Origin of the sequence: Sphingomonas sp. CROZ-RG-20F-R02-07, from assembly GCF_022662335.1 — a bacterium.
Classification (GTDB): Bacteria; Pseudomonadota; Alphaproteobacteria; order Sphingomonadales; family Sphingomonadaceae; genus Sphingomonas.
Genome location: NZ_JAKNQJ010000021.1, coordinates 1 through 26760, shown reverse-complemented (window position 1 = coordinate 26760; position 26760 = coordinate 1). Strand labels below are relative to the sequence as shown.

Annotated in this window: 28 protein-coding genes; 25 read left to right on the top strand and 3 right to left on the bottom strand. The window is 68.7% G+C overall.

Annotated elements, in window-relative coordinates; all coding sequences use genetic code 11:
- The first annotated feature begins 212 nt into the window (after positions 1-212).
- Positions 213-701, top strand: coding sequence for a hypothetical protein (locus L8H00_RS17640; RefSeq protein WP_242098615.1), 489 nt, complete (start codon positions 213-215; stop codon positions 699-701).
- A 147-nt stretch (positions 702-848) separates the two neighbouring features.
- On the top strand, positions 849-986 hold the full coding sequence (locus L8H00_RS17635) for a hypothetical protein (RefSeq protein ID WP_242098614.1): 138 nt from the start codon (positions 849-851) through the stop codon (positions 984-986).
- A 97-nt stretch (positions 987-1083) separates the two neighbouring features.
- Here the strand turns inward: L8H00_RS17635 and L8H00_RS17630 are convergent, their stop codons facing one another.
- Positions 1084-1980: a helix-turn-helix domain-containing protein gene (locus tag L8H00_RS17630; protein ID WP_242098613.1), complete on the bottom strand. Its 897-nt coding sequence runs from the start codon at positions 1978-1980 to the stop codon at positions 1084-1086.
- A 126-nt stretch (positions 1981-2106) separates the two neighbouring features.
- Between L8H00_RS17630 and pobA the strand changes: the two genes are divergently transcribed.
- The 22 genes from pobA to L8H00_RS17520 all read left to right on the top strand — a co-directional run bounded on the left by pobA (position 2107) and on the right by L8H00_RS17520 (position 23607).
- A complete protein-coding gene (gene pobA, locus L8H00_RS17625) occupies positions 2107-3288 on the top strand; it encodes a 4-hydroxybenzoate 3-monooxygenase (protein WP_242098612.1) in 1182 nt (393 codons plus the stop codon).
- Between the two features lie 13 nt (positions 3289-3301).
- Complete coding sequence (locus L8H00_RS17620; RefSeq protein ID WP_242098611.1) at positions 3302-4012, top strand: CoA transferase subunit A; 711 nt, start codon at positions 3302-3304, stop codon at positions 4010-4012.
- Positions 4012-4653 (top strand): 3-oxoacid CoA-transferase subunit B, encoded by a 642-nt coding sequence (locus L8H00_RS17615; RefSeq protein ID WP_242098610.1) that lies wholly within the window; start codon positions 4012-4014, stop codon positions 4651-4653. Before L8H00_RS17620 ends, L8H00_RS17615 begins: the two co-directional genes overlap by 1 nt.
- A complete protein-coding gene (pcaH, locus tag L8H00_RS17610) occupies positions 4650-5369 on the top strand; it encodes a protocatechuate 3,4-dioxygenase subunit beta (protein WP_242098609.1) in 720 nt (239 codons plus the stop codon). Before L8H00_RS17615 ends, pcaH begins: the two co-directional genes overlap by 4 nt.
- On the top strand, positions 5362-6051 hold the full coding sequence (gene pcaG / locus L8H00_RS17605) for a protocatechuate 3,4-dioxygenase subunit alpha (protein ID WP_242098608.1): 690 nt from the start codon (positions 5362-5364) through the stop codon (positions 6049-6051). Before pcaH ends, pcaG begins: the two co-directional genes overlap by 8 nt.
- Positions 6048-7202 (top strand): lyase family protein, encoded by a 1155-nt coding sequence (locus tag L8H00_RS17600; RefSeq protein WP_242098607.1) that lies wholly within the window; start codon positions 6048-6050, stop codon positions 7200-7202. The genes pcaG and L8H00_RS17600 overlap by 4 nt, the downstream gene beginning before the upstream one ends.
- A complete protein-coding gene (gene pcaD / locus L8H00_RS17595) occupies positions 7190-8377 on the top strand; it encodes a 3-oxoadipate enol-lactonase (RefSeq protein ID WP_242098606.1) in 1188 nt (395 codons plus the stop codon). The genes L8H00_RS17600 and pcaD overlap by 13 nt, the downstream gene beginning before the upstream one ends.
- Positions 8377-9585, top strand: a complete 1209-nt coding sequence (pcaF, locus tag L8H00_RS17590; RefSeq protein WP_242098605.1) for a 3-oxoadipyl-CoA thiolase — start codon at positions 8377-8379, stop codon at positions 9583-9585. Before pcaD ends, pcaF begins: the two co-directional genes overlap by 1 nt.
- A 168-nt stretch (positions 9586-9753) precedes the next feature.
- On the top strand, positions 9754-9909 hold the full coding sequence (locus L8H00_RS17585) for a hypothetical protein (protein WP_242098604.1): 156 nt from the start codon (positions 9754-9756) through the stop codon (positions 9907-9909).
- 164 nt (positions 9910-10073) lie between these two features.
- Entirely contained in the window at positions 10074-10943 is an 870-nt protein-coding gene (locus L8H00_RS17580; protein ID WP_242098603.1) for a GDSL-type esterase/lipase family protein, read from the top strand.
- Positions 10944-11144: 201 nt separating this feature from the next.
- On the top strand, positions 11145-12029 hold the full coding sequence (locus L8H00_RS17575; protein WP_242098602.1) for a gallate dioxygenase: 885 nt from the start codon (positions 11145-11147) through the stop codon (positions 12027-12029).
- A 4-nt stretch (positions 12030-12033) separates the two neighbouring features.
- Positions 12034-12396 (top strand): hypothetical protein, encoded by a 363-nt coding sequence (locus tag L8H00_RS17570; protein WP_242098601.1) that lies wholly within the window; start codon positions 12034-12036, stop codon positions 12394-12396.
- 31 nt (positions 12397-12427) lie between these two features.
- Positions 12428-13492 (top strand): aromatic ring-hydroxylating dioxygenase subunit alpha, encoded by a 1065-nt coding sequence (locus L8H00_RS17565; protein WP_242098600.1) that lies wholly within the window; start codon positions 12428-12430, stop codon positions 13490-13492.
- 8 nt (positions 13493-13500) lie between these two features.
- Positions 13501-14502 (top strand): PDR/VanB family oxidoreductase, encoded by a 1002-nt coding sequence (locus L8H00_RS17560; protein ID WP_242098599.1) that lies wholly within the window; start codon positions 13501-13503, stop codon positions 14500-14502.
- Positions 14503-14532: 30 nt separating this feature from the next.
- On the top strand, positions 14533-15483 hold the full coding sequence (locus L8H00_RS17555; protein WP_242098598.1) for a LysR substrate-binding domain-containing protein: 951 nt from the start codon (positions 14533-14535) through the stop codon (positions 15481-15483).
- A 126-nt stretch (positions 15484-15609) separates the two neighbouring features.
- Positions 15610-16341 (top strand): alpha/beta hydrolase, encoded by a 732-nt coding sequence (locus L8H00_RS17550; RefSeq protein WP_242098597.1) that lies wholly within the window; start codon positions 15610-15612, stop codon positions 16339-16341.
- Positions 16335-16769 carry a nuclear transport factor 2 family protein gene (locus L8H00_RS17545; RefSeq protein WP_242098596.1) on the top strand — a complete coding sequence of 145 codons (435 nt, stop codon included), beginning with the start codon at positions 16335-16337 and terminating at the stop codon, positions 16767-16769. Before L8H00_RS17550 ends, L8H00_RS17545 begins: the two co-directional genes overlap by 7 nt.
- Before the next feature lie 6 nt (positions 16770-16775).
- Complete coding sequence (locus L8H00_RS17540; RefSeq protein ID WP_242098595.1) at positions 16776-17855, top strand: amidohydrolase family protein; 1080 nt, start codon at positions 16776-16778, stop codon at positions 17853-17855.
- A gap of 73 nt (positions 17856-17928) precedes the next feature.
- The gene (locus tag L8H00_RS17535) at positions 17929-20274 is read left to right on the top strand and encodes a TonB-dependent receptor (RefSeq protein WP_242098594.1); all 2346 of its coding nucleotides are present in this window, start codon (positions 17929-17931) and stop codon (positions 20272-20274) included.
- 2 nt (positions 20275-20276) lie between these two features.
- Positions 20277-21443, top strand: coding sequence for an MFS transporter (locus tag L8H00_RS17530; RefSeq protein ID WP_242098593.1), 1167 nt, complete (start codon positions 20277-20279; stop codon positions 21441-21443).
- A 99-nt stretch (positions 21444-21542) separates the two neighbouring features.
- Positions 21543-22352 carry a GntR family transcriptional regulator gene (locus tag L8H00_RS17525; RefSeq protein ID WP_242098592.1) on the top strand — a complete coding sequence of 270 codons (810 nt, stop codon included), beginning with the start codon at positions 21543-21545 and terminating at the stop codon, positions 22350-22352.
- A gap of 121 nt (positions 22353-22473) precedes the next feature.
- Positions 22474-23607, top strand: coding sequence for a cobalamin-independent methionine synthase II family protein (locus L8H00_RS17520; RefSeq protein ID WP_242098591.1), 1134 nt, complete (start codon positions 22474-22476; stop codon positions 23605-23607).
- Between the two features lie 61 nt (positions 23608-23668).
- Here the strand turns inward: L8H00_RS17520 and L8H00_RS17515 are convergent, their stop codons facing one another.
- A complete protein-coding gene (locus L8H00_RS17515) occupies positions 23669-24721 on the bottom strand; it encodes a 4-oxalomesaconate tautomerase (RefSeq protein WP_242098590.1) in 1053 nt (350 codons plus the stop codon).
- Positions 24714-25388: a 4-carboxy-4-hydroxy-2-oxoadipate aldolase/oxaloacetate decarboxylase gene (locus L8H00_RS17510; RefSeq protein WP_242098589.1), complete on the bottom strand. Its 675-nt coding sequence runs from the start codon at positions 25386-25388 to the stop codon at positions 24714-24716. Before L8H00_RS17510 ends, L8H00_RS17515 begins: the two co-directional genes overlap by 8 nt.
- Positions 25389-25483: 95 nt before the next feature.
- Between L8H00_RS17510 and L8H00_RS17505 the strand changes: the two genes are divergently transcribed.
- Positions 25484-26716 carry a LysR family transcriptional regulator gene (locus L8H00_RS17505; RefSeq protein ID WP_242098588.1) on the top strand — a complete coding sequence of 411 codons (1233 nt, stop codon included), beginning with the start codon at positions 25484-25486 and terminating at the stop codon, positions 26714-26716.
- Positions 26717-26760: the final 44 nt, after the last annotated feature.

Here is a 26760-nt window from a genome sequence, read left to right as displayed (position 1 = left end):
GTAGATCGTTACGCTCTCGATAAGCGTCGACAGAAACTCCGCCGCTTCGCAACGAACAGTCTCATCGTCGAGCGTCCCACTCGGCCTATGGTTGCTTTCCGGAAGTGGACAAGCGGCTGCCGAATGACAGCCATGCTCTACATGGCCGGGGGTCCAGATCGGCGCCGATCGGGACCCCCTCTAACCAATACTTTGCAAAAGATTACAGGTAGTTGCCTCGCTCACAACGGGGTCCCACTTTCGACGCCGATGCACACAATGGCGCGCACTACGCCAGCAATCAGGCGACCGTCTTCCGGTGGCGCGACGCGTTCCAACGTGACTTTGCCGCACGGATGCAATGGACGCTGACCCCGCGCCGCGAGCGCGCAAACCATAACCCCGTGCTGGTCCTCAACGGCATGCCGGGACGTGGTCCGGCCGAGACAACAGCCCACGCCGGTGATGTCGTCCGGCTGGATGCGACCGGCTCCACCGATCCGAATGGCAATGCCTTGACGTACCGCTGGCGGCACTATGCCGAGCTGTCAGGTGGTTTTCGGCCAGTCGATGTTACGATCGAACGCAGCGATACTCCCAAAGCCGGATTCAAAGTGCCCGGCATTACCAATCCGTCGTTTCAAATCATCCTGGAAGTGACGGACAATGGTGAGCCTGCTTTGACCAGCTACCGGCGCATCATCGTCCATGCTGCACGATAGCAGGATGGGGGATACGGTCTAGAACACAAGAGGCCTGTGTCAGATCAACGTGGCAGGCAGAGCAGGGGGCACAACTCGAGAGCACTGCCGCCTGGCCTGTTTCGACGCTTCAACTCGTCGCCTGAGGTGATCCGGCTGGGGGTGCTGATGTCCGTGCGCTTCCCGCTCAGCCTGCGCAATATCGAGGATATGCTGATCGAGCGCGGGATAGGCATCTGCCCTGAGACGGTGCGGATGTGGTGGAACAGGTTCGGGCCGATATTTGCCGGTGACATTCGCCGCTGACGAGCGTTGCGGATGCGAGGCTTTCGGCGCTGGCGGTGGTGCCTCGACGAAATGCACGTGAAGCTCAATGTGAGACGGTCTAGTGGCACGGCCCCCGTCAGGTCGCAGGATCGCCCGACCGGCGTGCGCCGCTGCGGCGGAACCGCGCGGGTGACTGGTCGGCGTGGCGAGTGAAGAAGCGCGTGAAATAGGCTGCGTCGGAAAAGCCGAGCGAATAGCCGATCTCCGCCACTGGCTGGTTGGTGTAGAGCAGCGCCCGCCGCGCCTCCAGCATCGCGCGTTCGTCGAGCATCGCGGCGGGCGAACGACCCGCGATCCGCGTGCAGGCGTTGCGCAGGCTGGTCTCGCTGGTGCCGAGCGCGGCGGCATGGACCGCGACGCTCTCGCGCAACCGGAAGCGCGCGGCGATCCGTTCGCGATAGCGCGCGACCAGCGCGGCGGACTGGCCGGGCGGCGCCGGGGCGTCGGTGGTATCCTGCGACAGACTGCGCAGCGCCGCGACGAGCAGCAGCAGCGCCGCCGCCTCCACCGCGGTATCGTGCCCCCTGACCGACCAGCCGAGCTCGCGTTGCAGCATCGTCGTGCCGATGCGCATCGTGTTCCAGATGTCCCGATCCGGCGTCAGCGCACAGGCGCGGGCGAAGACCGGTGCGATGTCGGGGTGTCGATCGACCAGGTCCTGCAGATAGGATCGCGACAGCGTCAGCACCGCGCCGGACGAATCGCTCGTCCAGTCGAACCCGTGCACGACGCCGGCGGGCAGCAGCAGCAGCACGGGCGCATCGAACCGTATCGTCCGGTCCTCGATCCGCATCGCGCCGCCACCCGAATCGATGACGAACATCTGCACCAGATCCTCGTGCGCATGCGGGCGGATCGTCCATTCGCTCGGTCGCGAACGGTCGTCGAGCTGTTCCAGGTGGATGAACCCCGGTGCGACCGCCCGGTGAGGTTCGCCGTAGAGATAGAAGCGCGGAATCGCATCGTCCGACATGCCGCGATGCTATGGCACCTCGGCGGAATCGTCCAACTATTCGGATGAGACGGTCATGGAGCCGCGGCGCGCCTTCGCCCAGGATGGTGGCGAAGGCGGATCGACCGCCGCGAGAGGATGACGATCGTGCGCACCCAGGTTGCGATCATCGGAGCCGGACCGGCAGGCATGTTCCTGGCCCATCTGCTGCGACGACATGATATCGACGCGGTCGTTATCGAACGCCGCGACCGCGCCTATGTCGAGGGGCGGGTCCGCGCCGGCGTGCTCGAACAGGTGACCGTCGATCTGATGCACCGGCTCGGTCTCGCCGAGCGGCTGGTGCGCGAGGGGCTGGTCCACGGCGGCACCAACCTGGCGCTCGACGGCGAGGTGTTTCGCATCGACATGGCGGCGCTGACCGGCGGCTCGACCGTCACCGTCTACGGCCAGCAGGAGGTGATGCGCGACCTGTTCGACGCGGCGCAGGCGGACGGGCTGGCGATCGTCTGGAACGCGGCGGACGTGACGCTCGCCGGACTCGATGGCGACCGGCCGACGGTGACGTGGCGCGAGCAGGGCGAGGCGCGGACGCTCGACTGCGATTTCGTCGTCGGCTGCGATGGCTTCCACGGCGTCAGCCGCGGTGCGATCCCGGAAGATGTGCGCAAGACGTTCGAACGCGTCTATCCGTTCGGCTGGCTCGGCATCCTCGCCGACGTGCCGCCCGCGGATCACGAATTGATCTACGCCAATCACGAACGCGGCTTCGCGCTGGCGTCGATGCGCTCGCCGACGCGCAGCCGCTATTATATCCAGTGCGGGGTCGATGAGGATGTCGCCGACTGGCCCGACGAGCGCTTCTGGGACGAATTGTGCGTGCGCCTTGGCCCCGCCGCCGCGGCGAAGGTGACGCGCGGCCCGTCGTTCGAGAAGACGATTGCGCCGCTGCGCTCGTTCGTCACCGAACCGATGCGCTGGGGCCGGCTGTTCCTCGCCGGCGACGCCGCGCATATCGTCCCGCCGACCGGCGCGAAGGGGATGAACCTTGCGGTGTCGGACGTGACGATGCTGGGCGAGGCGTTCGTCGATCATTATCGCGATCGGTCCGACGCCGGCATCGACGGCTATTCGGCGCGCGCGCTGGCGCGGGTGTGGAAGGCGGAGCGTTTCTCGTGGTGGTTCACCTCGGTCACCCACCGTTTCCCGACGATGGACGGCTTCGACCGCCGTATCCAGATGGCCGAACTCGACTACATTCGCGGCTCGCAGGCGGCGCAACGGACGCTGGCGGAGAATTATGTCGGCCTCCCCCTGTCACCGGCATGAAGGATCCGGCATTATGAAAAACAAGGTCTACGACAGTCCCGCGGCGGCCCTCGACGGGCTGCTGTTCGACGGCATGACGATCATGTCGGGCGGCTTCGGCCTGTCGGGCAACCCCGAAAGCCTGATCCCTGAGGTCCGCAGCAGCGGGGTGCGCGGGCTGACCGTCATCTCGAACAATGCCGGTGCCGACGGCTTCGGCCTGTGGATGCTGCTGGAAAGCCGGCAGATCGCCAGGATGATTTCGAGCTACGTCGGTGAGAACAAACTGTTCGAGCAGCAATATCTGTCGGGCGAGCTCGAACTCGAACTCAATCCGCAGGGCACGCTCGCCGAACGCATCCGCGCCGGCGGCGCGGGCATCCCGGCTTTCTTCACGAAGACCGGGGTGGGCACGGTCGTCGCCGAGGGCAAGCCGGTCGAGACGTTCGCGGGCGAGGACTATGTCCGCGAGACATGGCTGCGCGCCGATCTGTCGATCGTCAAGGCGTGGCGCGCCGATCCCGCGGGCAATCTGATGTTCCGCAAGACCGCGCGCAACTTCAACCCGAACATGGCGACCGCGGGCAAGGTGACGGTGGTCGAGGTGGAGGAGATCGTGCCGGCGGGATCGTTCGATCCCGACTGCATCCACACCCCCGGCATCTATGTCGATCGGATCGTGCTGAGCACGATCAACGAAAAGCAGATCGAGAAACTGACGATCCGCGAAGAGGAGAGCGTCTGATGGGCTGGACCCGCGAACAGATGGCGGCGCGCGCCGCGCAGGAATTGCAGGACGGCTATTACGTCAACCTCGGCATCGGCATCCCGACGCTGGTCGCCAATTACGTCCCCGAGGGGCTCGACGTGACGCTCCAGTCGGAAAACGGCATGCTCGGCATCGGGCCGTTCCCGACGCGCGACGCGGTCGATCCCGACCTCATCAACGCCGGCAAGCAGACGATCACCGCGCTCCCGACCTCGTCCTTCTTTTCCAGCGCGGACAGCTTCGCGATGATCCGCGGCGGCCATATCGACATGGCCGTACTCGGCGCGATGGAGGTCAGCGAGGCGGGCGATATCGCCAATTGGACGATTCCGGGCAAGATGGTGAAGGGCATGGGCGGCGCGATGGACCTCGTCGCCGGCGTCCGACGCGTCGTCGTGGTGATGGATCACGCCAACAAGGCGGGCGCGTCGAAGATCCTGCCCGCCTGCACGCTGCCGCTGACCGGCAAGGCGTGCGTCGATCTGATCGTCACCGATCTCGCCGTGCTCGCCTGCGACAAGCCGGGCCTGCGGCTGGTCGAACTCGCGCCGGGCGTCACGCTCGACGAGGTGCGCGCGAAGACCGCGGCGCCGTTCGCGGAGGCGCTGGCGGCATGACCGACGTCCTCGCCTATGCGCGCGACGATGCGGGGACGCCGCCGTCGCTGGTGCCCGATTATGGCTCGACGCTGCTGCGCGCGCCGCGCCAGCCGCTGCTGCGCGTGCCGCAGACGCTGACCGAAACGACCGGCCCCGGTCCCGGCGGCGCCTGGGAGCGGCTGATGGGCGCATCGCTCGCCGATCTGACGACGCAGCATGGCGGCGCGCCGATCGGCCAGCGCATCGTCGTCTCGGGGCGCGTGCTCGACGAGGATGGCCGGCCGGTGCCGGACACGGTGATGGAGATCTGGCAGGCCAATGCCGCCGGCCGCTACGTCCATGTCCGCGATCAATGGGACGCGCCGCTCGATCCCAATTTCACCGGCGCGGGCCGTGTCGTCACCGATGCCGAGGGCCGCTATCGCTTCGTCACCGTCCGCCCCGGTGCCTATCCCTGGGGCAACCACAGGAATGCGTGGCGGCCGGCGCATATCCATCTGTCGCTGCTCGGCCCGGCGTTCGCGACGCGGCTGGTGACGCAGCTCTATTTCCCGGACGACCCGCTGATCGAGATCGATCCGATCGCCAATGCGGTGCCGATGCCCTATCGCCAGCGGCTGGTCAGCCGCTTCGACATGGCGACGACCGAGCCGAACCGGGCGCTCGGCTATCTGTTCGACGTGGTGCTCAAGGGGCGGGACCAGACGCCGTTCGAGGACGACCATCATGACTGATCTCGAAAGCCGTCAGCCCGCCGCCCGCCAGGACAATCGCGATCCCGCGCTGTTCGGCCAGACGCCGAGCCAGACGGTCGGGCCGTTCTTCCATTACGGCCTGCCGTGGAAGGGCGGCGCGGATCTGGTCGGCGCGTCGGACATGGGGGCACGGCCCGATCTGTTCGACGAGGCGCATTGGGTGCTCAACCTGTCCGCGCCGACGGGCACGCCGCAGGGCGAGGTGATCGAGATCGCCGGGCGCGTCCTCGACGCCGAGGGCGTGGCCGTTGTCGATGCGATGGTCGAGATCTGGCAGGCGAATGCCGCGGGCCGCTATGCCAGCCGCGACGATGCGCGCGACGACGTGCCGCTCGACCCGCATTTCACCGGCTTCGGTCGCGCCGCGGTCGATGCCGAGGGCGTCTATCACTTCCGCACGATCCTGCCGGGGCGGGTGCCGGGGCCGGGCAACAGCATGCAGGCGCCGCATCTGGCGCTGTCGCTGTTCGGGCGCGGCATCATCAAGCGGCTGGCGACGCGGCTCTATTTCGCCGACGGGGAGGGCAATGACGACGATCCGATCCTCGCCCGCATCCCCGCAGCGCGGCGCGACACCGTGATCGCGCAGCGTCGCGCGGGCGCGTGGTGGCTCGATTTGCGGCTTGGCGGCGACTCCGAAACGGTGTTCTTCGACCTGTGAGCCTGCTGCGCACCCGCCCCGTCGCCACCCCGGCGATGATCGCGACGTTCGACGACGCGGCGACGATCGCCGCCGCGCTCGCCTTCGAGGTGGCACTCGCGCGGGCGCAGGCGAGCGAAGGGGTGATCGCCGTCGATAGCGCAGACGCGATCGCCGCCGCGGCGGGGCATCTTGTGATCGATGCGGCGGACCTTGCCGAGGCGGCGGCGCTCGCCGGAACGCTGGCGATCCCGCTCGTCGCCCGGCTGCGCGCCGCGCTGTCGGGGGATGCGGCGGCGGCGCTGCATCGCGGCGCGACCAGCCAGGATGTCGCCGACACCGTGCTGATGATGCAGGTGGGGCAGGCCACGACGTTGCTGCTTGCCGATGTCACGCGCGTCACCGCGGCGCTGGCGCCGCTCGCCCGCCGCCACGCCGCGACCGCGGCGATCGGGCGCACGCTGTTGCAGGATGCGCAGCCGATCGGCTTCGGGCTGCGCATCGCGCAATGGCATGCCGGGATCGCCGCGGCGGCGTCACGTCTGTCGCGCGAGGTCGCCACCGGCGCCGCGCTGCAATGGGGCGGCGCCGCCGGCACGCGCCCCGGTCAGGACGGCGCGGCGGCGGCGGTCGCGCGCCGGCTCGCGCAGGCGCTCGGCCTCGCCGACGCGCCGCCGTGGCATGCGCGGCGCGATGGCGTCGCCGCCATCGCCGCATCCCTCGCCATCCTGATCGGCGCGCTCGCCAAGATGGCGCGCGATATCGCGCTGCTCGCGCAGAACGGTGTCGGCGAAGCGCACGAGCCTAAGGTGGCGGGGCGCGGCGGATCGTCGGCGATGGCGCACAAACGCAATCCCACCGGCTGCCAGACCGCGCTGTCCGCCGCGGTACGCGCGCCGGGGCTGGTCGCAGCGATCCTGTCGGCGATGCCTGCCGAGGAGGAGCGCGGCATCGGTGGCTGGCAGGCGGAGGGCCCGGCGCTGGTCGATCTGTTCCTGCTCGCCGCCGGCGCCGCCGAGGCGATGGCGACGGTTGCCGAGGGGCTGGAGATCGACACGCCGGCGATCGCGCGCAATCTTGCCGCGGCGGGGCAGGGCGCGGATATCGGCGATAGCGCCGCACTGGTCGAGGCGCTGCTGGCGATGGGAGGGACCGAACCATGCCCTTCGTGACGCGCGACGGCGTGCGCCTGTACTGGAAGCTCGACGGTGACGACGCCGCGCCGCCGCTGGTGCTGCTCAATTCGATCGGCACCGATATGGCGCTGTGGGCGGATTGCCTGCCCGCGCTGGCGCGGCGGTTCCGCGTGCTGCGCCTCGATACGCGCGGCCATGGCGCCTCCGATGCGCCGGCGGGCGATTACGATCTGCCGATGCTGGCGGCGGACGTGATCGCGGTGATGGACGCCGCGGGCATCGCCCGCGCCGCGGTGGCGGGCGTGTCGCTCGGCGGCATGATCGCGATGCAGATGGCGCTCGACCATCCGGATCGCGTCGCCGCGCTGGCGCTGGTCTGCACCTCCGCGACGATGGATGCCGGCGCGTGGCAGCAGCGGATCGCCACCGTGCGCCGCGACGGCACCGCGGCCATCGCCGACTTGGCGATGGGGCGGTTCCTGTCGCCCGGCTTCACCGCCACGCATCCGGAGGTCGCCGCTGCGCTGCGCCGCGGGCTGATCGCGATGGCGGACGACGGCTATGCCGGCGCGGGCGCGGCGATCCGCGACATGGCGCTGATCGACCGGCTGCCGGGGCTCGCGTTGCCGGTGCTGCTGGTCGTCGGCGACCGCGACACCTCGACCCCCTTCGCCGGCCATGGCGAGCATATCGCCGCGGCGATTCCCCATACGCGGGTCGTCCATCTCGACGCCGCGCACCTCGCGCCGGTCGAGGCGCCCGCAGCACTCGCCGCCCAGCTGATCGCCTTCCTCCAGCACGACGACACCACGGTTACCGCCGCCGAAACGCTGTTCGAGGCTGGCCTCGTCCATCGCCGCCGCGTGCTCGGCGACGATTGGGTTGATCGCTCGCTTGCCGCGCGCACGCCCTTCAACGCCGAATTCCAGGCGATGATTACCCGTATCGCGTGGCACGAGATCTGGGGCCGCCCCGGGCTCGACGAGCGCACCCGCCGGCTGCTCGTCGTCGCGATCACCGCGAGCCTGGGCCGATGGGAGGAATTCGCCCTCCATGTCCGCGCCGGCCTGACCCGCGATGGCTTTACCCGCGACGACCTGAAAGAGGTATTGATGCAGACCGCGATCTACGCCGGCGTCCCCGCCGCCAACACCGGCTTCGCCGAGGCGGGGCGGATCATCGCCGAGCTCGACGCCGCAGGAGCGCGATGATGGCCGACGCTTTCCTCTGCGATGCGATCCGCACCCCGATCGGTCGGCTCAACGGTGCGCTATCGACAATCCGCGCCGACGATCTCGCCGCGCTGCCGATCAAGGCGCTGGTCGAGCGCAACGCAGGGGTCGATTGGGGCGCGATCGACGATTGCATCCTCGGCTGCGCCAATCAGGCGGGCGAGGACAATCGCAACGTCGCGCGGATGGCGACGTTGCTCGCCGGCCTGCCGGTCGCGGTGCCGGGCGCGACGGTCAACCGGCTGTGCGGATCGGGGCTCAACGCGGTCGGCATCGCCGCGCAGGCGATCCGCAGCGGCGATGCCGCGCTGATGATCGCCGGCGGCGTCGAACAGATGACGCGCGCGCCCTACGTACTCGGCAAGGCGGCGGGGCCGTTCGACCGCGCACAGAAAATCGAGGACACGACGCTCGGCTGGCGCTTCGTCAATCCGGCGATGCGTCATGCCCATGGCGTCGATTCGATGCCGGAGACCGCCGAGAACGTCGCGGCCGAATGGCAGGTGAGCCGTGAGGACCAGGACGCCTTCGCGCTCGCCAGCCAGCAGAAGGCCGCGGCGGCGCAGGCGAGCGGGCGCTTCGCCGCCGAGATCGTCGCCGTCGCGATCCCGCAGAAGAAGGGCGAGCCGCTGTCCTTCGCCGCCGACGAACATCCGCGTGCCACCAGCCTGGAGGCGCTGGCGAAGCTCAAGCCGGTGGTTCGCGCCGACGGCACGGTGACCGCGGGCAATGCCTCCGGCCTCAACGACGGCGCGGCGGCGATGCTGGTCGCGTCGGAGGCTGCCGCCACGCGCCACGGGCTGACGCCGCGCGCGCGCATCCTCGCCATGGCCTCCGCGGGCGTCGCGCCGCGGGTGATGGGGATCGGCCCGATCGAGGCGGTGCGCAAGGCGCTGGCGCTGGCGCTCGCCGGCATCGGCATCGACCAGCTCGACGTGCTCGAACTCAACGAGGCGTTCGCGGCGCAGGCGATCGCAGTGCTGCGCGGCCTCGGCGTCGATCCCGCCGATCCGCGCGTCAATCCCAACGGCGGCGCGATCGCGCTCGGCCATCCGCTCGGCATGTCGGGCGCGCGTATCGTGATGACCGCGGCGGAGCAGTTGCAGCGTGGCGGCGGACGTTATGCCGTCGCGTGCATGTGCATCGGCGTCGGACAGGGCATCGCGATGGTGATCGAGCGTGTCTGACCCATGGGCTTCCGACACGCACGGCGACCGCGCCGAGCCTCGTGGCGAAATCGCCGTGACGATCCAGGGCGGGCCCGACCGGCGGGTCCGCCACGATGGCCGCGAATAATGGCCACGGCGTCAGATGAGAGCATCGACGCCGAACGGAATGACAGAGGGAGAGGTAGAATGATAGCAAGCACGGATTTGATCGACCCCGTCTCGCAGGATGCGGCGCCCCGCCAGCGCGATGCCTTGCCGTTGGCGATCGCCGCGATGATGGTCCTGGCGCTGCTGGCGACCGCCTCCGTGTCGCTGGATTACCGCCTGGCCTGCTTCTCCTAGAGGCGCGTGCCTGCCGGGGACGCGATTGTGGAGGACGTGCCAGTGTCTGGCCTCGCCAGCGCCCGGAGCGCACGCTGTTTGTTGCCGTATCGTGCACTGTCCAAATCCGGGACCGGTGCGTCACATCTTTGCCCGCGATGAGCGCAGGCGAGTAGGAGTCGGAAATGCGTCGAGCTAGCCTTGCCATCCTTGCTGTGATGGCCATCAGCGGTCCTGCCTTTGCGCAGGATGCTGCTCCACCGGCGCGCATGAGCGACACGCCCTGTCCGCCGCCCGCGCCGGCGACGCCGCGCGAGCGGCTGCAGGCCGTGCTGACACCGGGCAGCCCGCCGCCGCCGATGCAGACCGGTGGCCCGATAACCGATCCGGGGTATCTGGCGTACCTCAAGCGCCGCGATGCCGAGCGGCTGCGCGACTTCGCTGCCATGTGCCGCTACAAGCCGGACAACGCTGCGCAGATGACGCGTGGCCGTCCCGAGGTCGTCATGATGGGCGATTCCATCACGGAGAACTGGGGGAGTGGCGACCCGGCCCTGGTCTCCGGATCGATCGTGGACCGGGGCATCAGCGGGCAGACCTCGCCGCAGATGCTGCTGCGCTTCTATCAGGACGTCGTGGCGCTCAAGCCGCGGATCGTCCATATCATGGCCGGCACCAACGACGTGGCGGGCAACACCGGTCCCAGCAGCCCGGAGGATTTCAGGAACACCGTCCGCGCGATGGTCGATCTGGCCAGGGGGAACGATATCGCCGTCATCCTTGCCAGTATCCCGCCAACGCAACGCTTTTCATGGCGGCCGGACCTGCAGCCGGCGGATACGATACGATCGTTGAACGACTGGCTGCGCACCTTCGCCGCCGAGCGAAAAATCGTGTTCGCCGATTATTACCGAGCGATGGCGGCGCCCGCGGGCGGGATGAGGCCCGACCTGAGCAACGATGGCGTGCATCCCACGACCGCAGGGTACGCCGTCATGCGTCCTGTCTTCGAGGCGGCGGTCAGGCAGGCGTTGCGGGCGAAGCGCCGAGGCTAGCTCTGCAAACGATCTTTGGATCCACTATGCGGAGATGCTGATGTAACGTCAGCATATTGACGTTCATTGGATACAATGACAGGTGTCGGCGGTAGCCATCGCGGAGAACGATGGACCGTATCGACGCCGTTACGCGCGTCAGGTCTAGGTGACCGAGGGCGCAGCGTCTCGGACGCGAGACGGACGAACCGGAGAAGGCATATGGCACGCATCATCGGCGGAATCGGAACGTCGCACGTCCCCACGATCGGCGTCGCCTATGACAAGGGGCGGCAGGAGGACCCGGTCTGGGCACCGCTGTTCGAAGGGTACAAGCCGGTGGCCGGCTGGCTGGCCGAGAAGAAACCCGACGTGCTCGTCTTCTTCTACAACGATCATGCGACGACGCTGTTCTTCGATCTGTACCCGACCTTTGCGCTCGGCATCGGCGAACGCTTCCCGGTGGCGGACGAGGGCGCTGGCTTGCGCGGGCTGCCCGACATTCGCGGCAACGTCGATTTCCAAGCGCATATCGGCGAATCGCTGGTCAACGACGAATTCGACATGGCGTTCTTCCAGAACAAGCCGATCGATCACGGCATCGCCTCGCCGCTGCCGCTGCTCTGGCCGCACGATCCCGACTGGCCGGGCACCGTCGTGCCGATCGCGATCAACGTGCTGCAATATCCGCTGCCGACCGCGAAGCGGTGCTACCGGCTCGGCCAAGCGGTGCGGCGTGCGATCGAAAGCTACCCCGAGGACCTGAGCGTCGTCGTCGTCGGCACCGGCGGCCTGTCGCACCAGATCCATGGCGAGCGCACCGGGTTCAACAACACCGACTGGGACATGGAATTCCTCGAGAGGTTCCGCGACGATCCCGAAGCGCTGACCGAACTGCGCCACGCCGATTACGTCCGCCTGGGCGGCGCGGAGAGCGTCGAGCAGATCATGTGGCTGGCAATGCGCGGCGCGCTGGGCCCCGCGATCGAGGAGGTGCATCGCAACTATTATCTGATGACCACGACCGCGATGACGGTGGTGGCCTATGAAGAGCGCGGCGCGAGCGCCGCACTCCACGCCGCTACCGCGCAGCACGAGGCCGCCTGACGCCATGTTCACGCAGAATCCGCAAACGGTCGGCGTGCCCGAGGGCACCTATGTGTTCGACCTGCGCACGTGTAACCGCACGCTCGCCTTCAACCGCTTCTTCTGGAACATGATCCGCCCCGAATACCGGCAGGCGTTCTGGGAGGACGAGGAGGCGGCGATGACCGCGGCGGGCCTGAAGAACGACGAAAAGGCGCTGGTGCGCGCGCGCGACTGGCTGGGTATCGTCCAGTACGGGGTCAATTTCTTCGTGCTCGAGAAATGGGCGCGCGTCGTCAAGACGACCAACCTCGAAGTCTATGCGATCATGCGCGGCGAGACGTTCGAGGAATTCATGCAGACCCGCGCCGTGCCGCACGCCCGGTAAGGACGCGCGACCGATCTCAGGAGAGATGTTCGTGAAGCAGCCCATATTCCCGATGAACGCCTGGTACGTCGCCGCCTGGGACGCGGAGGTTGGTCGCACCCTGCTGGCGCGCACCATCTGCAACCGCAAGATGGTGCTGTACCGCAAGCAGGACGGCACGCCCGTCGCGCTGGAGGATGCCTGCTGGCACCGGCTGGTGCCGCTGTCGGTCGGCACCTTGCAGGGCGACGACGTGCGCTGCGGCTATCACGGCATGGTGTTCGGCGCGAACGGTCGCTGCACGCACATGCCCTCGCAGGAGACGATCAATCCGTCCGCCTGCGTGCGCGCCTTTCCGGTCGAGCAGCGTCACCGCTTCGTGTGGGTGTGGCCGGGCGACCCTGCGCTGGCCGACCCGGCGCTGATCCCCGACCTGCCCTGGCCCGACCATGCCGAATGGGCGGGCGACGGCAGCATGACCGAGGTGAAGGCCGATTACCGGCTGGTGATCGACAATCTGATGGACCTGACGCACGAAACCTACGTCCATTCCTCCAGCATCGGCAACGAGGCGCTCGCCGAGGCGCCGTTCGACGCCTATCACGGCGAGCGCACCGCGCGCGTCGAACGCTGGGTGCTGAACGAGGAGGCGCCGCCGTTCTGGGCGGGGCAGCTCGGCAAGCCGGGCAAGACCGACCGGTGGCAGATCATCAACTTCCTGGCGCCGGCGGTGATCTATCTCGAAGTCGGCGTCGCCCCGACGGGCACCGGCGCGCCGGAAGGGGATCGTTCGCAGGGCGTCGATATGCGCGTGCTGCACCTGCCGACGCCATCGACCGACAAGACCTGCTATTATTTCTGGGCGCACCTGCGCAACTACAACACCGGCGATCAGGGCCACACCCGCCGCGTGCTCAACGCGGGCATCGGCATCATGGTCGAGGACGAGGCGATCATCGAGGCGCAGCAGCGCGCGATCGACGACCATCCCGATCACGTCTTCTACAACCTCAACATCGATGCCGGGTCGATGTGGGCGCGCCGCGCGATCGACCGGATGATCGCCAAGGAAACCGCGCCGGCGTTGGCGCCGGCGCTGGCGGTGGCGGCGGAATGAGCATGGACTTGCCCGCAACCGCGGACGGCTGGACCGCGGGCCGGGTAGACGCCATCCGCGACGTGACGCCGACGATCCGCGAGATCGCCATCGCGCTCGACCGGGTGCCGACCTGCGCGCCGGGCAGCCACCTGAAGGTGCGTGTCGTCGCGGACGGGCGCGACGACTATCGCTCCTATTCGGTCGTCGGCGCCACGCCCACGGGGCTGCGCATCGCGGTCAAACGTCAGCCCGACAGCCGCGGCGGTTCCGCCTATATGTGGACGCTGTCGCCGGGCGACGGCATCGCGGTGGCCGCGCCGCGTTGCGACTTTCCCTTGTCGCACGGCGCGCCGCATTACCTGTTGCTCGCCGGCGGGGTCGGCATCACGCCGATGCTGGCGATGGCCGAGCAGCTGGCGCGGCGCGGCGCGAACCTGCGCATGGTCTATGCCGCGCGATCGGACGACGAATTCGCCTATCGCGAGGAACTGACGGCGCTGCTCGGCGAGCGGCTGGCGCTGTTCGCGGCGGATCGCGGCGAGATCGTCGACATCGCCGCCGAGATCGACCGGCTGCCCGCGGATGGCGAATTGTACATGTGCGGCCCGCTGGGGCTGATGGAAGCGGTGCGCCATGCCTGGGAGGCCGCAGGCCGGCCACGCGGCAACCTGCGCTACGAGACGTTCGGGTCGAGCGGCAGCCATCCGGTTCGCGCCTTCACCGTCAAGGTGCCGCGGATGAACGCCGAGGTGCTGGTGCGCGAGAACGAATCGATGCTCGACGCGCTGGAGGCTGCGGGGGTCGAGGTCGTCTTCGAATGCCGCCGCGGCGAATGCGGGCTGTGCGCGATCCGGATCGTCGCGGCGGACGGCCCGGTCGATCACCGCGACGTCTTTCTGTCCGCACGCCAGCATGCCGAAAATACGCAGATCTGCGCGTGCGTGTCGCGCGTCGCGGGCGGCAGCATCACGATCGATCCGGCCTATCGGGGCGACGATGCCTTCGCCTTCGCGGGCGCGCGCGCATGAGCGTCCGCCGCGCCGCCGCCGCCTGATCGCGTGGCCCAATATCTCGAACAGCGGCTGAAGATCCGCCATCTGCGGGTGATCGACGCGCTGGAGCAGCACAAGAGCCTGCTCGGGGCATCCAGGGCGCTGGGCGTCAGCCAATCGTCGCTGTCGCGGACGCTGCACGAGGTGGAGGATATCGTCGGCGGCGCGGTGTTCGAGCGGCATGCGCGCGGCGTGCGCGCCAATGCCACCGGCGCGATCCTGACGACCGCCGCGCGTGCGCTGCTGTCGACGATCCGGACCCTGGAAGCCGATCTGGAACGGCTATCGGACGGGCAGAAGCGCACCATTCGCGTCGGTGCCCTGCCGGTCGCGGCGCACGGCCTGCTGCCGGTCGTCCTGGCGCGCACCAACAGCCGGGCCGCGCGCTTGTCGATCGAGGTCATCGAGGGGCAGACCGGCCAGCTGATCCCGGCGCTGCTGTCGGGCGCGATCGACGTCATCGTCGGTCGGCTCTATGCGCCCGCCGAATCCGACGGACTGACGCGCCATGTCCTCTACAACGAACCGATCTCGCTCGTCGTGCGCGGCGATCATCCGTTGCTCGACCGCGCGGCGATCACGGTCGAGGACGTGCAGCGCCATACGCTCGTCCTGCCAGCGGTCACCACGCTGATCGAACGCGACGTCCGCGCGATCCTGCAACGGATCGGCCTGCGCGTCGAAACCGCGATCCAGTCGAGCTCGGTCGGCTTCATGCGCGAACTGCTGCTGTCGGGCGATTTCGTCGGCGCGGTCCCGCGCGTGCTGGTGGCGGGCGATCTGGCGCGCGATGCCTTGCGGATCCTGCCGCTCGCCTTGCCGCCGAGCGATCGCCCGGCGGGCATCATCCATCGCGGCACGCTGGGCCCCGCCGGGCAGCTGCTGCTAATCGAGCTGGAGGCGGAGATCGCCCGGCTCGCCGAAAACGCGATCGTCGAACCCGTCCGGGGCGAATGATCTCCGCGCCTTACCTGGAGCTATCCGCATTGCGCATAGCTCCGGTGCCAAACGGCATAGGACAGCGCGCCTCGCGGCTGGCTAGCGTGGCCACCGACCTCAAGTCCGTCCGGGAGCGATCGGGTTTTGCGCGAGACGCTGTTCCTACTGCCGGGGCTGTTGTGCGATGCGACCATATGGGCGCATCAAACGCGCACGCTGGCGGCGGACCATGACGTCCGCGTGCCCGATTTCCGCATGCTCGACAGCATCGACGCGATGGCGGATGCGGTGCTGGCGCAGGCGCCCGAGCGGTTTTCGGTCGCCGGGCATTCGATGGGCGCCCGCGTCGCGCTGGCGGTGATCGCGCGCGCGCCCCATCGCGTTCGGCGGCTCGCGCTGCTCGATACCGGGGTTCATCCGCCGAGCCCGACCGAAGCCGAACGGCGCAAGGCGCTGACCGATCTCAGCGAGCAGCAGGGCATGCGCGCGCTGGCGGACGTCTGGCTGCCGCCGATGGTGGGTGAGGGGCGGCTGGAGGCGGATCCCGCGTTGCGCGCGGCATTGTACGCGATGGTCGAGCGGATGACCCCGGCGATCCACCGCAACCATATCGCCGCACTGCTCGGACGTCCCGACGCGGCGGCGGGGCTGTCCGCCATCCGCTGCCCCGTGCTGGTCGGCGTCGGGCGCGACGATCGCTGGAGCCCGCCCGCGCAGCACGAACCGATCGTCGCCGCGATTCCGGGCGCGCACTTCGTCGTGTTCGAAGGCAGCGGTCACATGGCGCCGATGGAGGCGCCCGATGCCGTCGCGCAGGCGCTGCGCGACTGGATGGCCATCCCGGTATCCGACGCGGGCGAAGGAGAGACATGGTGAATACCCAAGCAGGGGGCATTTCCGCGCCGACGAAGGCCGCGCTGGAGCATGAGGTCGCCCGCCAGATCCACCGCTTCGCCCAGCTCAACGACGATCACGCGCACGATGCGCTCAGCGACCTGTTCACGATCGACGGCAGCTTCGCCCGCCCGACCGATCCCGACCGCCCCGTCGTCGGCCGCGAACAGATCCGCGCGTTCTTCCACAATCGCCCGGCGCGGCGGACCAAGCATTTCATGACCAACGTCGTCGTCGATCTGCAGGGCGAGACGATGGCGACCGCGCGCAGCTATATCCTGTTGTTCGCCGGCGATGCGGGCGACATCATGCTCGCCGGCGAATTCCACGACGTGCTGGTCCGCGAAGACGACGGCGTGTGGCGCTTTCGCAGCCGCCGCGGCTCGCTCACCTTCGACGCGGCCAAATAAACGACGATGGGCGGGTCATCGGACGAGACGGCGCGCGCGCCCACCATCGTCGTCGCCGGGGGGCGGCATCGGACGATCGACCTGCATTGCCATCTGGGCGTCGCGGCGGCGGACGCGTTCGTGCAGCAGCGGTATCCGGGGCCGCCGCCCGGGATCAACGATTTCACCAATGCCAGCACGGCGGCGGTCAACCGCGCGCAGTTCGACGCTATCCGCTGCCGGCTGTACGGCGTCGATCAGCGGATCGCCGACATGGATCGGCTGGGCATCGACATCCAGGCGATCTCGCCGAGCCCCGGCCAATATCATTACTTCACCGATCCCGACACCGGTCGCGCCGCGGCGCGCCTCTTCAACGACGGAATCGCCGCGGCGGTCGCCGAACATCCCGACCGGCTGGTGGGGATGGGCACCGTTCCGCTGCAGGACCCGCAGATGGCGGTCGAGGAGATGCGCCGCTGCGTCCACGATCTGGACCTGCGCGCGATCGAGATCGGCTCCAACGTCAACGGCGTCGATCTGCACGACGCCCGGTTCCGCCCCTTCCTCGCCGCCGCCGAGGAATTGGGGGTGCCGCTGTTCCTGCATCCGCTCGGCTTCACCCACGCCGACCGGATGACGGACTATTATTTCAACAATCTGATCGGCAATCCGCTCGAATCGACGCTGGCGATCGGCCATCTGATCTTCGGCGGCGTGCTCGACCGGTATCCCGGCCTGCGCATCTGCGTGGCGCATGGCGGCGGCTATATGCCGGGCTATTGGGGCCGGATGGACCATGGCTGGCGGGCGCGTGGCGATTGCCGCGAGCATTGCCGGCATCTGCCGTCCAGTTACCTGCGGCGCCTGTGGCTCGATACGCTCGTCTTCGATCCCGAACAGCTCGCCAGCCTGGTACGGACGCATCCGACCGACCGGCTGTGCATGGGCAGCGATTATCCCTTCGACATGGCGGAGCCCGATCCGGTCGGCTTCCACCAGAACCTGACCGAGCAGCAACAGGCGATGATCCTGGGCGGCAATGCCGCGGCGTTGCTGCGGATCGACGCAGACGAGCGGGAGGTCGTGTCGCCTTCGGCCAGCTGAGGCCAGTTTAAACCAAGAACGGCAAACATGCCGCAAATACCGAAATCACAAGATATATTAGGGGAGAGAAACAATGAAGGCGCGATATCTTCACACCGTGGCCGTCGCAGGCCTGTTCTGGACTGCCGGTGCGCAGGCGCAGTCGCAGGCGAGCGACGTCCAGCCCGCGCAATCCACCGCTCCGGCAGCGGGCGCCGATGCCTCGACGCCCGAACAGGACGGCGCAGGGTTGCAGGATATCGTCGTCACCGCGCAGCGTCGCAGCGAATCGCTGCAGCGCGCGGCGTTCGCCGCGACCGCGGTCACCGGCGACACGCTCATCAACGCCGGTGTCAGCGATCCGACGCAGCTCACCAAGCTGATCCCCGCGCTCAACGTGCAGCCGGTCGGCATCTCGACCAGCTTCTTCATCCGCGGTGTCGGCGCGACGGCGATCAACTCGTTTCAGGAAAACGCGATCGCCTTTTCCGTCGGCGGGATATTCTACGCGCGTCCGACCGCGCCGTCGGGCACCTTCTTCGACCTGGACCGGATCGAGGTGCTGAAAGGGCCTCAGGGCACGCTCTATGGTCGCAACGCCACCGGCGGCGCGATCAACCTCATCCCCAAACGCCCCCAGCTCGGCCAGTATAGCGCCGACCTCAGCGCGGAATACGGCAATTACAACGCCTTCAAGACGCAGGCGGGGGTCAATATTCCGATCGGCGAGATCGCGGCGCTGCGCGTCGCCGGCCAGTTGGTCGATCGCAAGGGCTATCTGTCCGACGGTTACGACGACGAAAAGACGCAGGCGGTTCGCGCCACGCTGCTGGTCGAGCCCAGCGACCGCTTCTCGCTGCTGCTGTCGGGCGATTACGCGCATCAGGGCGGCAAGGGCGTCGGCGCCGTACTGATCCCATCGCCCGCGACCCCCAATGCGCCCGATCCCGGCCAGCGGATCGGCGCGGCGGATCCGCGGATCACGACGATCCTGCAACAGGCGACTTACAACATTTTCCGGTTCGTGCCGCCCTTCTCCAACCTGCCCGAAGCGACGATCCGCAACGTCGTCACCGTGCCGCTGCGCGACGGCTTCCAGGACAGCAGCTTCTGGGGCGTGTCGGCGACCGCCAGCGGCGACATGGGCTTTGCCGACCTGACGACGATCCTCGCCTATCGCAAGAGCAAGCCCGACGTGCTGACCTATGCGCCCGGCTTCCCCGGTCGCTTCACCGAAGACGACGATCAGATGTCCGCCGAGGTGCGGCTGTCGTCGAAGGGGGAGACGCCGCTGCGCTACGTCCTGGGCGCCTTCTATTTCTACGAACAGCAGGACGGGTACAACAATTACAACCAGGGCCTGCTGGCGAATACGGAATATCTGCCGCGGCTCAAGACGACCAGCAAGGCGGTGTTCGGCCAGCTGACCTACTCGCTCGCCGATACCTTCCGGATCGTCGGCGGCGGCCGCTATACGCAGGAGGACAAGAGCCTGGCCGGCGCGACGCGCAACACCAGTTTCTTCCTGCCCAACCCGCCGTTCGTGCCGATCGGCGGCGACCTGAGCTTCGGCAAGTTCACCTGGAAGGCCGGCGTGGAATGGGACGTCGCGAAGCGGTCGCTGCTTTATGCCAACGTCTCGACCGGCTTCAAGGCAGGCGGCTTCTACCCATCGGTGGGCAACAACACCTATCGCCCCGAAACGCTCAAGGCCTATACGCTGGGGTCGAAGAACCGCTTCTTCGGCAATACGTTGCAGGTCAATCTGGAGGCGTTCTACTGGCAGTATCGCGACCAGCAGATCAGCTATGTCGGACCGATCCAGGCGACGCCGGGCAATTTCGCGCAGGCCGGCGTGACGGTGAATGCGGGCCGCGCGCGCATGTTCGGCGGCGAGGCGGAATTCCTGTTCCAGCCGACGCGCAGCGACACGCTGGGCGCCACCGTCCAGTATCTGAACGCCAGATACCAAAGCCTGATCTACAACGCGATCTCGACCAATGGCGCACCGCTGGTGACGACCTGCGCGGTCAGCAACGACACGCGCACCGCGACCCCGCCGATCCGCCTGTTCATCGTCGATTGTTCGGGCAAGCCCAGCGTCAATTCGCCCGAATTCACGATCAACCTCAGCTACGAGCATCGCTTCGAGCTGGGCGGCGGCTATGACCTGACCGCCGGCGCGCGCAGCCGCATCGAGACGCCGAGCTGGCTCAACCTCGACTATCTCGACTATCAGCGGCGCGACAGCTCGATCACGTCCGACGCCTATCTGACGCTGGCCGCGCCGGCGTCGCGCTGGTCGCTGACCGGCTTCGTCAACAATCTGGAAAACAGCACGATCCTGGCGGGTGGGCAGACGCGTCCGATCATCAACGCCACGATCCTGACGCTGCGACCGCCGCGCACCTATGGCGCGCGCGTCGGGTTCCACTTTTGACGATGGCGGACAGCGAGTTCCGCCGCGGCTGGCCGATCGTGCTGGCCGCCGCGGCGGGGGTGGGCCTCGGCGTCGCGGGCCTGCTGACCTATACCGCGGGCATCTTCGCCAAGGATCTGGGCGTCGCGATCGGGTTGAGCCGCACCGCGCTGGGGGCGGCGTTCTTCCTCTCCACCGTCATGCTCGCGATCGCGTTGCCGCTCGTCGGGTGGCTGGTCGATCGCTTCGGCCCACGCTGGCCCGCGGTATCGGGATCGGTCGCGCTGTCGGCGGGGTTCGTCCTGCTCGGTTCGGTGTCGTCGGTGGCGGGCTATATGGCGGTGATGGCCGGGATCGGCTTCTTCGCCGCCTGCTCGACGCCGGTCGCGTATACGCGCGCGGTGAACGCGGTCTTCGATCGGTCGCGCGGGCTGGCGCTGGGGTTCACGCAGCTGGCCATCGGCGTCGCCGCAATGGTCGTTCCGCCAATCCTCGCCGGCGTCGTCGCGACGCAAGGCTGGCGGGTCGGGTATCATGGGCTCGCCGCGATCGCGCTGGCCGGGATCGTGCCCGCGCTGGCGCTGCCGGGCAAGCCCGGCCCGGCGAGGTCGTCGGACATCGGCGCCGGCGCGCAGATGCGGTCGCGCACCTTCGTCCTGCTGCTGCTATCGTTCGGGATGATGGCGCTGGCGTTCGCCGGGCTGTTGCCGCATTTCGTGCCGATGCTGCGCGAAGGCGGGATGAGCCCACAGGCGGCGGGCGCGCTCGCCGGCGTCATCGGCGCCTCGGTGATCGTCAGCCGGGTCGTCGTCGGCTGGCTGGCCGACCGGATCGAGGCGCCACGTATCGCCGCGGCCTGCTGCGCATTATGCGCGATCGGGTGCCTGGCGCTGTCGTGGCAGGGCAAGTCGCTCGCTTGGCTCGGCGCGATCGCGCTCGGCACGGCCATGGGGTCGGAGGCCGACCTGATCGGCTTCCTCACCGCGCGCTATTTCGGCATGGCGCACTATGGGCGACTGTATGCGGTGCAATATGCCAGCTTCATGCTGATGGCGGGGCTGGGCCCGCTATGGGTCGGCGCGCTGGCCGACCGGACCGGTGGCTATCACGTGCCGCTGCTCGTCACCGCGGGCGGGCTGGTGGTGGCGATCCTGTTGTTCCTGCGGTTGCCCAAGGTGCATGCGCGGTGACGCCGGAGTCGGCGAATCGTGCCCGATCTTGGCGGTTGTCGGAACGCGCGTCGCGATCCATGGTCGTGCGATGCAAACCGATGGCGCGGGGACGATGTGGTGAAACGGGCGGAGCCTCAGCCGGCGCCATCGGCGATGGTGCGGCTGCGCGAACTGATCCTGCGCGGCACGTTGAAACCGGGTCAGCGCCTGCTCGAGATCGACCTGGCCGAACGGCTCCAGCTTTCGCGCACGCCGATCCGTCAGGCGCTGCCCGCGCTCGCGCTGGAGGGCCTGCTCGTGCGCGCCGGGCAGCGCGGCTATGCGGTGCGCAGCTTTACCGTCGCCGAAAGCCTGTCCGCGCTACGCCTGCGCGCGGTGCTGGAGGGCCATGCCGCCCGCTCGATCGTGCTCGAGGGGCGGGGCGTGCAGATGGCGGTCGCACTGCAACCGTTGCTGGACGATGGCGACACGCTCCTCGCATCGGGCCTGCCGATGGAGGTGATCGAGGAGCAATACGGCCGGATGAACATCCGTCTCCACGCCCTGGTCGTCGAACGTTCCGCGGACGATCTGCTGCACAATCTGATCGCGCGCTGCAATGTCGTGCCGTTCACCGGGCCCGGCGTGATCGCGTTCGAACACCGTGCCGCGGGCGAGGTGATCGACCTGCTGCGCTACGCCCATCGCCAGCACCATGCGATCGCCGATGCGTTCCGCTGCGGCGACGCGACCCGTGTCGAGATGCTGTTTCGCGAACATGCCACGACGCAGGAAGACAGTCTGCGCGGTGGCGACCTCGCCGCCGGGGCCGCCCCGCCGCCGCGCGAACCGCGTATCGCCCGGTCGGGCAAGCGGTCGCGGCGTCCCGCCGAACCGTCCGCACCATCGGCTGCGGGGCAGCCGACCCGCGCGACGGACGTTCGCTAGCGGGGCAGGCGAGCCCCGGCGCACCGTCCCTCCGCGATACCCCATTTCCCGGTTCGACGACGAACCGCAACCCGGTCGGGGCGCAGCCTCGCCCGACTGCAACGATGCAAAGGTCAAGCCGATGATCGCCACCACCCATGCCGGCAGCCTGCCGCGTTCCGCCGAACTCACGCCCCTCCTGCTGGCGCGCGACGCCGGCGACCCTTACGACGCCGAGGCGTTCGACAAACTGGTGCAGGATGCCGTCACCGCGGCGGTGCGCGAGCAGGTGCAGGCCGGCGTCTCGATCGTCAGCGACGGCGAACTCGGCAAGGTCGGCTATTCCACCTACATCATCGAACGGCTGACGGGCTTCGGCGGCCATACCGATCGCAAGCCCGCGCTCGACCTCGCCCCGCTGCCCGATCTGCGCCGCAAGCTCGCCGCAATCATGGGCGAGCAGGAATTCACCCGCGCCGCCTGCATCGCGCCCGTCACGCTGCGCACGCTGGAGCCGCTGCACGACGATATCCGCCGTTTCCGCGCTGCGCTGGAGGCGGAAGGGCAGGGCGCGCGCGCCTTCCTCAACAGTGCGTCGCCCGGGCTCATCACCGCCTTCCAGGCCAACGTCTTCTATCCCTCGCACGACGCCTATCTCGCCGATCTGGTAAAGGCGATGCGCCCGGAATACGAAGCGATCGCGGACGCCGGCTTCGATCTGCAGCTCGACTGCCCCGACCTCGCGATGTCGCGCCACACCGGCTATCAGGATCAGGACGAAGCGACCTTCCTGCGCACGATCGCCGCCAACGTCGAGGCGCTGAATGCGGCGACCGCCAACATTCCGGCGGATCGGATGCGGATGCACATTTGCTGGGGCAATTACGAAGGGCCGCACGATCACGATATCCCGCTGGAAAAGGTAATCGACATCGTGTTGCGCGCCCGCCCCGCGACGATCCTGTTCGAGGGCGCCAATCCGCGCCACGAACATGAATGGACGGTATGGCGCGACGCCCGTCTGCCCGACGACAAGGTGCTGGCGCCGGGGCTGATCGACACCTGTTCCAACTATGTCGAGCACCCGGAACTGATCGCGCAGCGCCTGGCGCGCTTCATCGCCATCGTCGGCCCCGATCGCGTGATCGCCAGCACCGACTGCGGGTTCGGCACCTTCGCCGGGTACGGCAAGATCGATCCCGCCGTCACCTGGAAGAAGCTGCGCGCCTTGCGGGAGGGTTCGGACATCGCCGAGCGGCGCCTGACCGGCCGCTGATGGAATCGTGCGCGAAAGCCGGCGGTCGATCGAGGCCGCCGGTATCGCGATCGCGCATCGCTCAGCCGAACAGTATGCCGTCGAACAGCTTACGTGCGGTCAGGATCAAGCCGCCGGCGACGACCGCGCCGTCGGCATCGCGGTCGAGCGTGCAGCGCGTGCTGCCCGTCGGGTGCTCGATCGCGACGATGCCGGACGGCTCCGCGGGCGCGGCGACCTCCGCAGCCGGCGACCCGTCGAGCAAGCAGGCGGTGGCGACGGTGACCGCGGCGAACACGCCGATCGTGGCATGGCAGCGGTGCGGGATCAACGATCGCGTCGTCATGGTGCCGCCGTCGCGGGGCGGCGAAACCAGGATCATCTTGGGCACCGGCTGGCGCGCGGTGTCCGCGATCCCCATCATCGGCCCGGCGATCAGGCGGATCGCCTCGATACGGGCCTTGAGCACGGTATCGGCGTCCAGCGTCGCGCGATCCTCATACCCCGTGATGCCGAAGGCATCGGCGCGCATCACGACGCAGGGCATGCCGTTGTCGATCAGCGTCGCCGCGACCCCCTCGATCACGTCGATCGGGCGCCCGGTCGGCAGCAACGCCCCGGTGGTGGAGCCGGCGATATCCATGAACGACAGCGCGATCGGCGCGGCGGTGCCGGGCACGCCGTCGAGGGCGGCGTCGCCCGCATAGACGACGCGGCCATCGGCGGTCTGCACCGTCGCGGTCGCGACCTGCGCGGTATTTTCCATCCAGATCGTGACGCGCGTCTCGCCATCGGACGCCGGCACCAGCCCCCGTTCGATCGCGAACGGCCCGACCGTGGCGAGCATGTTGCCGCAATTCTGGCTGGCCGACACCTCCGCGCGATCGACGAAGACCTGGAGGAACAGATAGTCGATATCGATCCCGGCACGCGTCGAGCGCCGGACCACCGCGACTTTCGACGTCAGCGGATCGGCGCCGCCCATCCCGTCGATCTGGCGCGGATCGGGCGAACCATAAGCGCGCAGCAGGAACGCATCGCGCGCCGCCGCGTCCGCGGGCAGATCGTCGGCGAGGAACACACCGCCCTTCGACGTGCCGCCCCGCATCCACATGCAGCGGGTGCCGTCACTCATAGCGCAGGCCGAGTTCGGCGAGCCGCCCGCGCATGTCGTAGATGTCGAGGCCCAGTTCGCCCGCGGCCAGCCGCCGGCGCTTGCTCTCCTCCGCGGCTTCGCGCGCCGCGACCTTGACCGCGACGTCGGCGGCGTCGGCGCGGCGGACGACGCAGACCCCGTCGTCGTCGGCGACGATCACGTCGCCCGCCTCGATCGCGGCACCTGCGCACACGATCGGCACGTTGACCGATCCCGGCGTCGCCTTGATCGTCCCTTGCGCGAAGATCGCGCGCGACCAGACTGGAAACGCCATCGCGGTGAGGTCGCGGACGTCGCGCACCCCGGCGTCGATGACGAGGCCGCGGCACCCGCGCGCCTGCGCGGACGTCGCCAGCAGATCGCCGAAGTAGCCGTCCTCGCACGGCGACGTCGGCGCCAGGACCAGGATGTCGCCCGGTTGCACTTGTTCGATCGCGACATGGAGCATCCAATTGTCCCCCGGCGGCGCCGAAATCGTCACCGCGGACCCGGCGATCCGCGCGCCGGCATAGATCGGTCGGATACGGCTCGCGAGCAGGCCGGTGCGGCCCTGCGCTTCATGGACGGTCGCGACGCCGACCTGGGCCAGCCGGTCGATGACCACGGGCTCCGCGCGGCGAACGGTGGTGACGACTCGACTGGACATGGACGATTCCCTTGCTGCTGCCGCGATGTCGGGCCGCGCCGCCGCCGGCCAATCAGAACTGGGCACAGGCGATAAGGCGATGCTAAGTCCGGGTCATGGAGCCGTTCGATCTCAACCTGCGTCATCTGCGCGCGCTTTCACCGCTGGTCCGGCTGGGCAGCGTCAAGGCGGCGGCCGACGCGATCGGATTGACCCAGCCGGCGCTGACGTTGGGGCTGGCCAAGCTGGAGCGACAGCTGCATTGCCGGCTGTTCGATCGGCACACCGACGGCGTCGTGCCGACACCCGACGGGCTGGCGATGGCACACCGTGCCGCCGCGGCGTTCGATCGGCTGGAGCAGGGCGTGCGCGCCGCCTCCCGCACGCGTTCGCGCGGCTTCGCCCGGCCCGAACATCTGATGACGGCGGCGCAATTGCGCGCGTTCCTGGCGCTCGCCGATCACGGCAGCTTCGCCGCCGCTGCTGCCGCGTCGGGACTGTCGCAGCCCACCGTCCACCGCGCGGTGCGCGATCTCGAGCAGATCGGCAACGTCGCGCTGGCCGTGCGACGCGGACGCAGCGTCCAGCTGACCGCCGCGGGTCGGCACATGGCGCGCGGCGTCCGCCTCGCCGCGGCAGACATCGCCGCGGGGATCGTAGACCTCGGCACCGGCGGCGAGTCCGTCACCACCCGGATCGCGATCGGCGCGATGCCGCTGCCGCGCGCACGGGTGCTGCCCGCCGCGATCGCCGCATGGCAAGGCGAACCGCTCCGCACCACCATCGCCGTCGTCGAGGGATCGTGGCGCGAGCTGGTCGAACCGTTGCGCGACGGCATCCTCGACATGATGGTCGGCGCGCTTCGCGACGCCGTGCCGCCGGGGCTCGAGCAGCGCCCGCTGTTCGAGGATCGCCTGGTGGTCGTCGGGCGCGCCGGGCATCCCCTTCGTGGGGCCACGCCGACCCTGGACGCTTTGGCGCGATGCGACTGGATCGTCGCGCCGCCCGCCACCCCGCTGCGAACGCAATGGGAGGCGATGTTCGCGGGCAGGCCGACACCGGCGGCGCCAATCGAATGCGGATCGATGCTGGTGATCCGCGCGGTGCTGGCCCGCACCGACCTGTTGACGCTGCTGTCGCCCGACCAGATCGCGCTGGAGGTCGCCGCAGGCACGCTCGCGACGATCGGCGAACCGCTGGCGCACACAATCCGCACGATCGGCCTGACGGTGCGAACCGGCTGGCGGCCCACCGCCGCGCAGGCCCGGTTCGTGGCGTTGCTGGAAGCCGCGGCGGCCGACACCAATCAGCCTCCGTCCGCTCGCAATACCGGACTTCAGCAATTCTGATAAGGTTCGACCACTTCTGATAGCGCCGTGGCAACCCGCCAGCC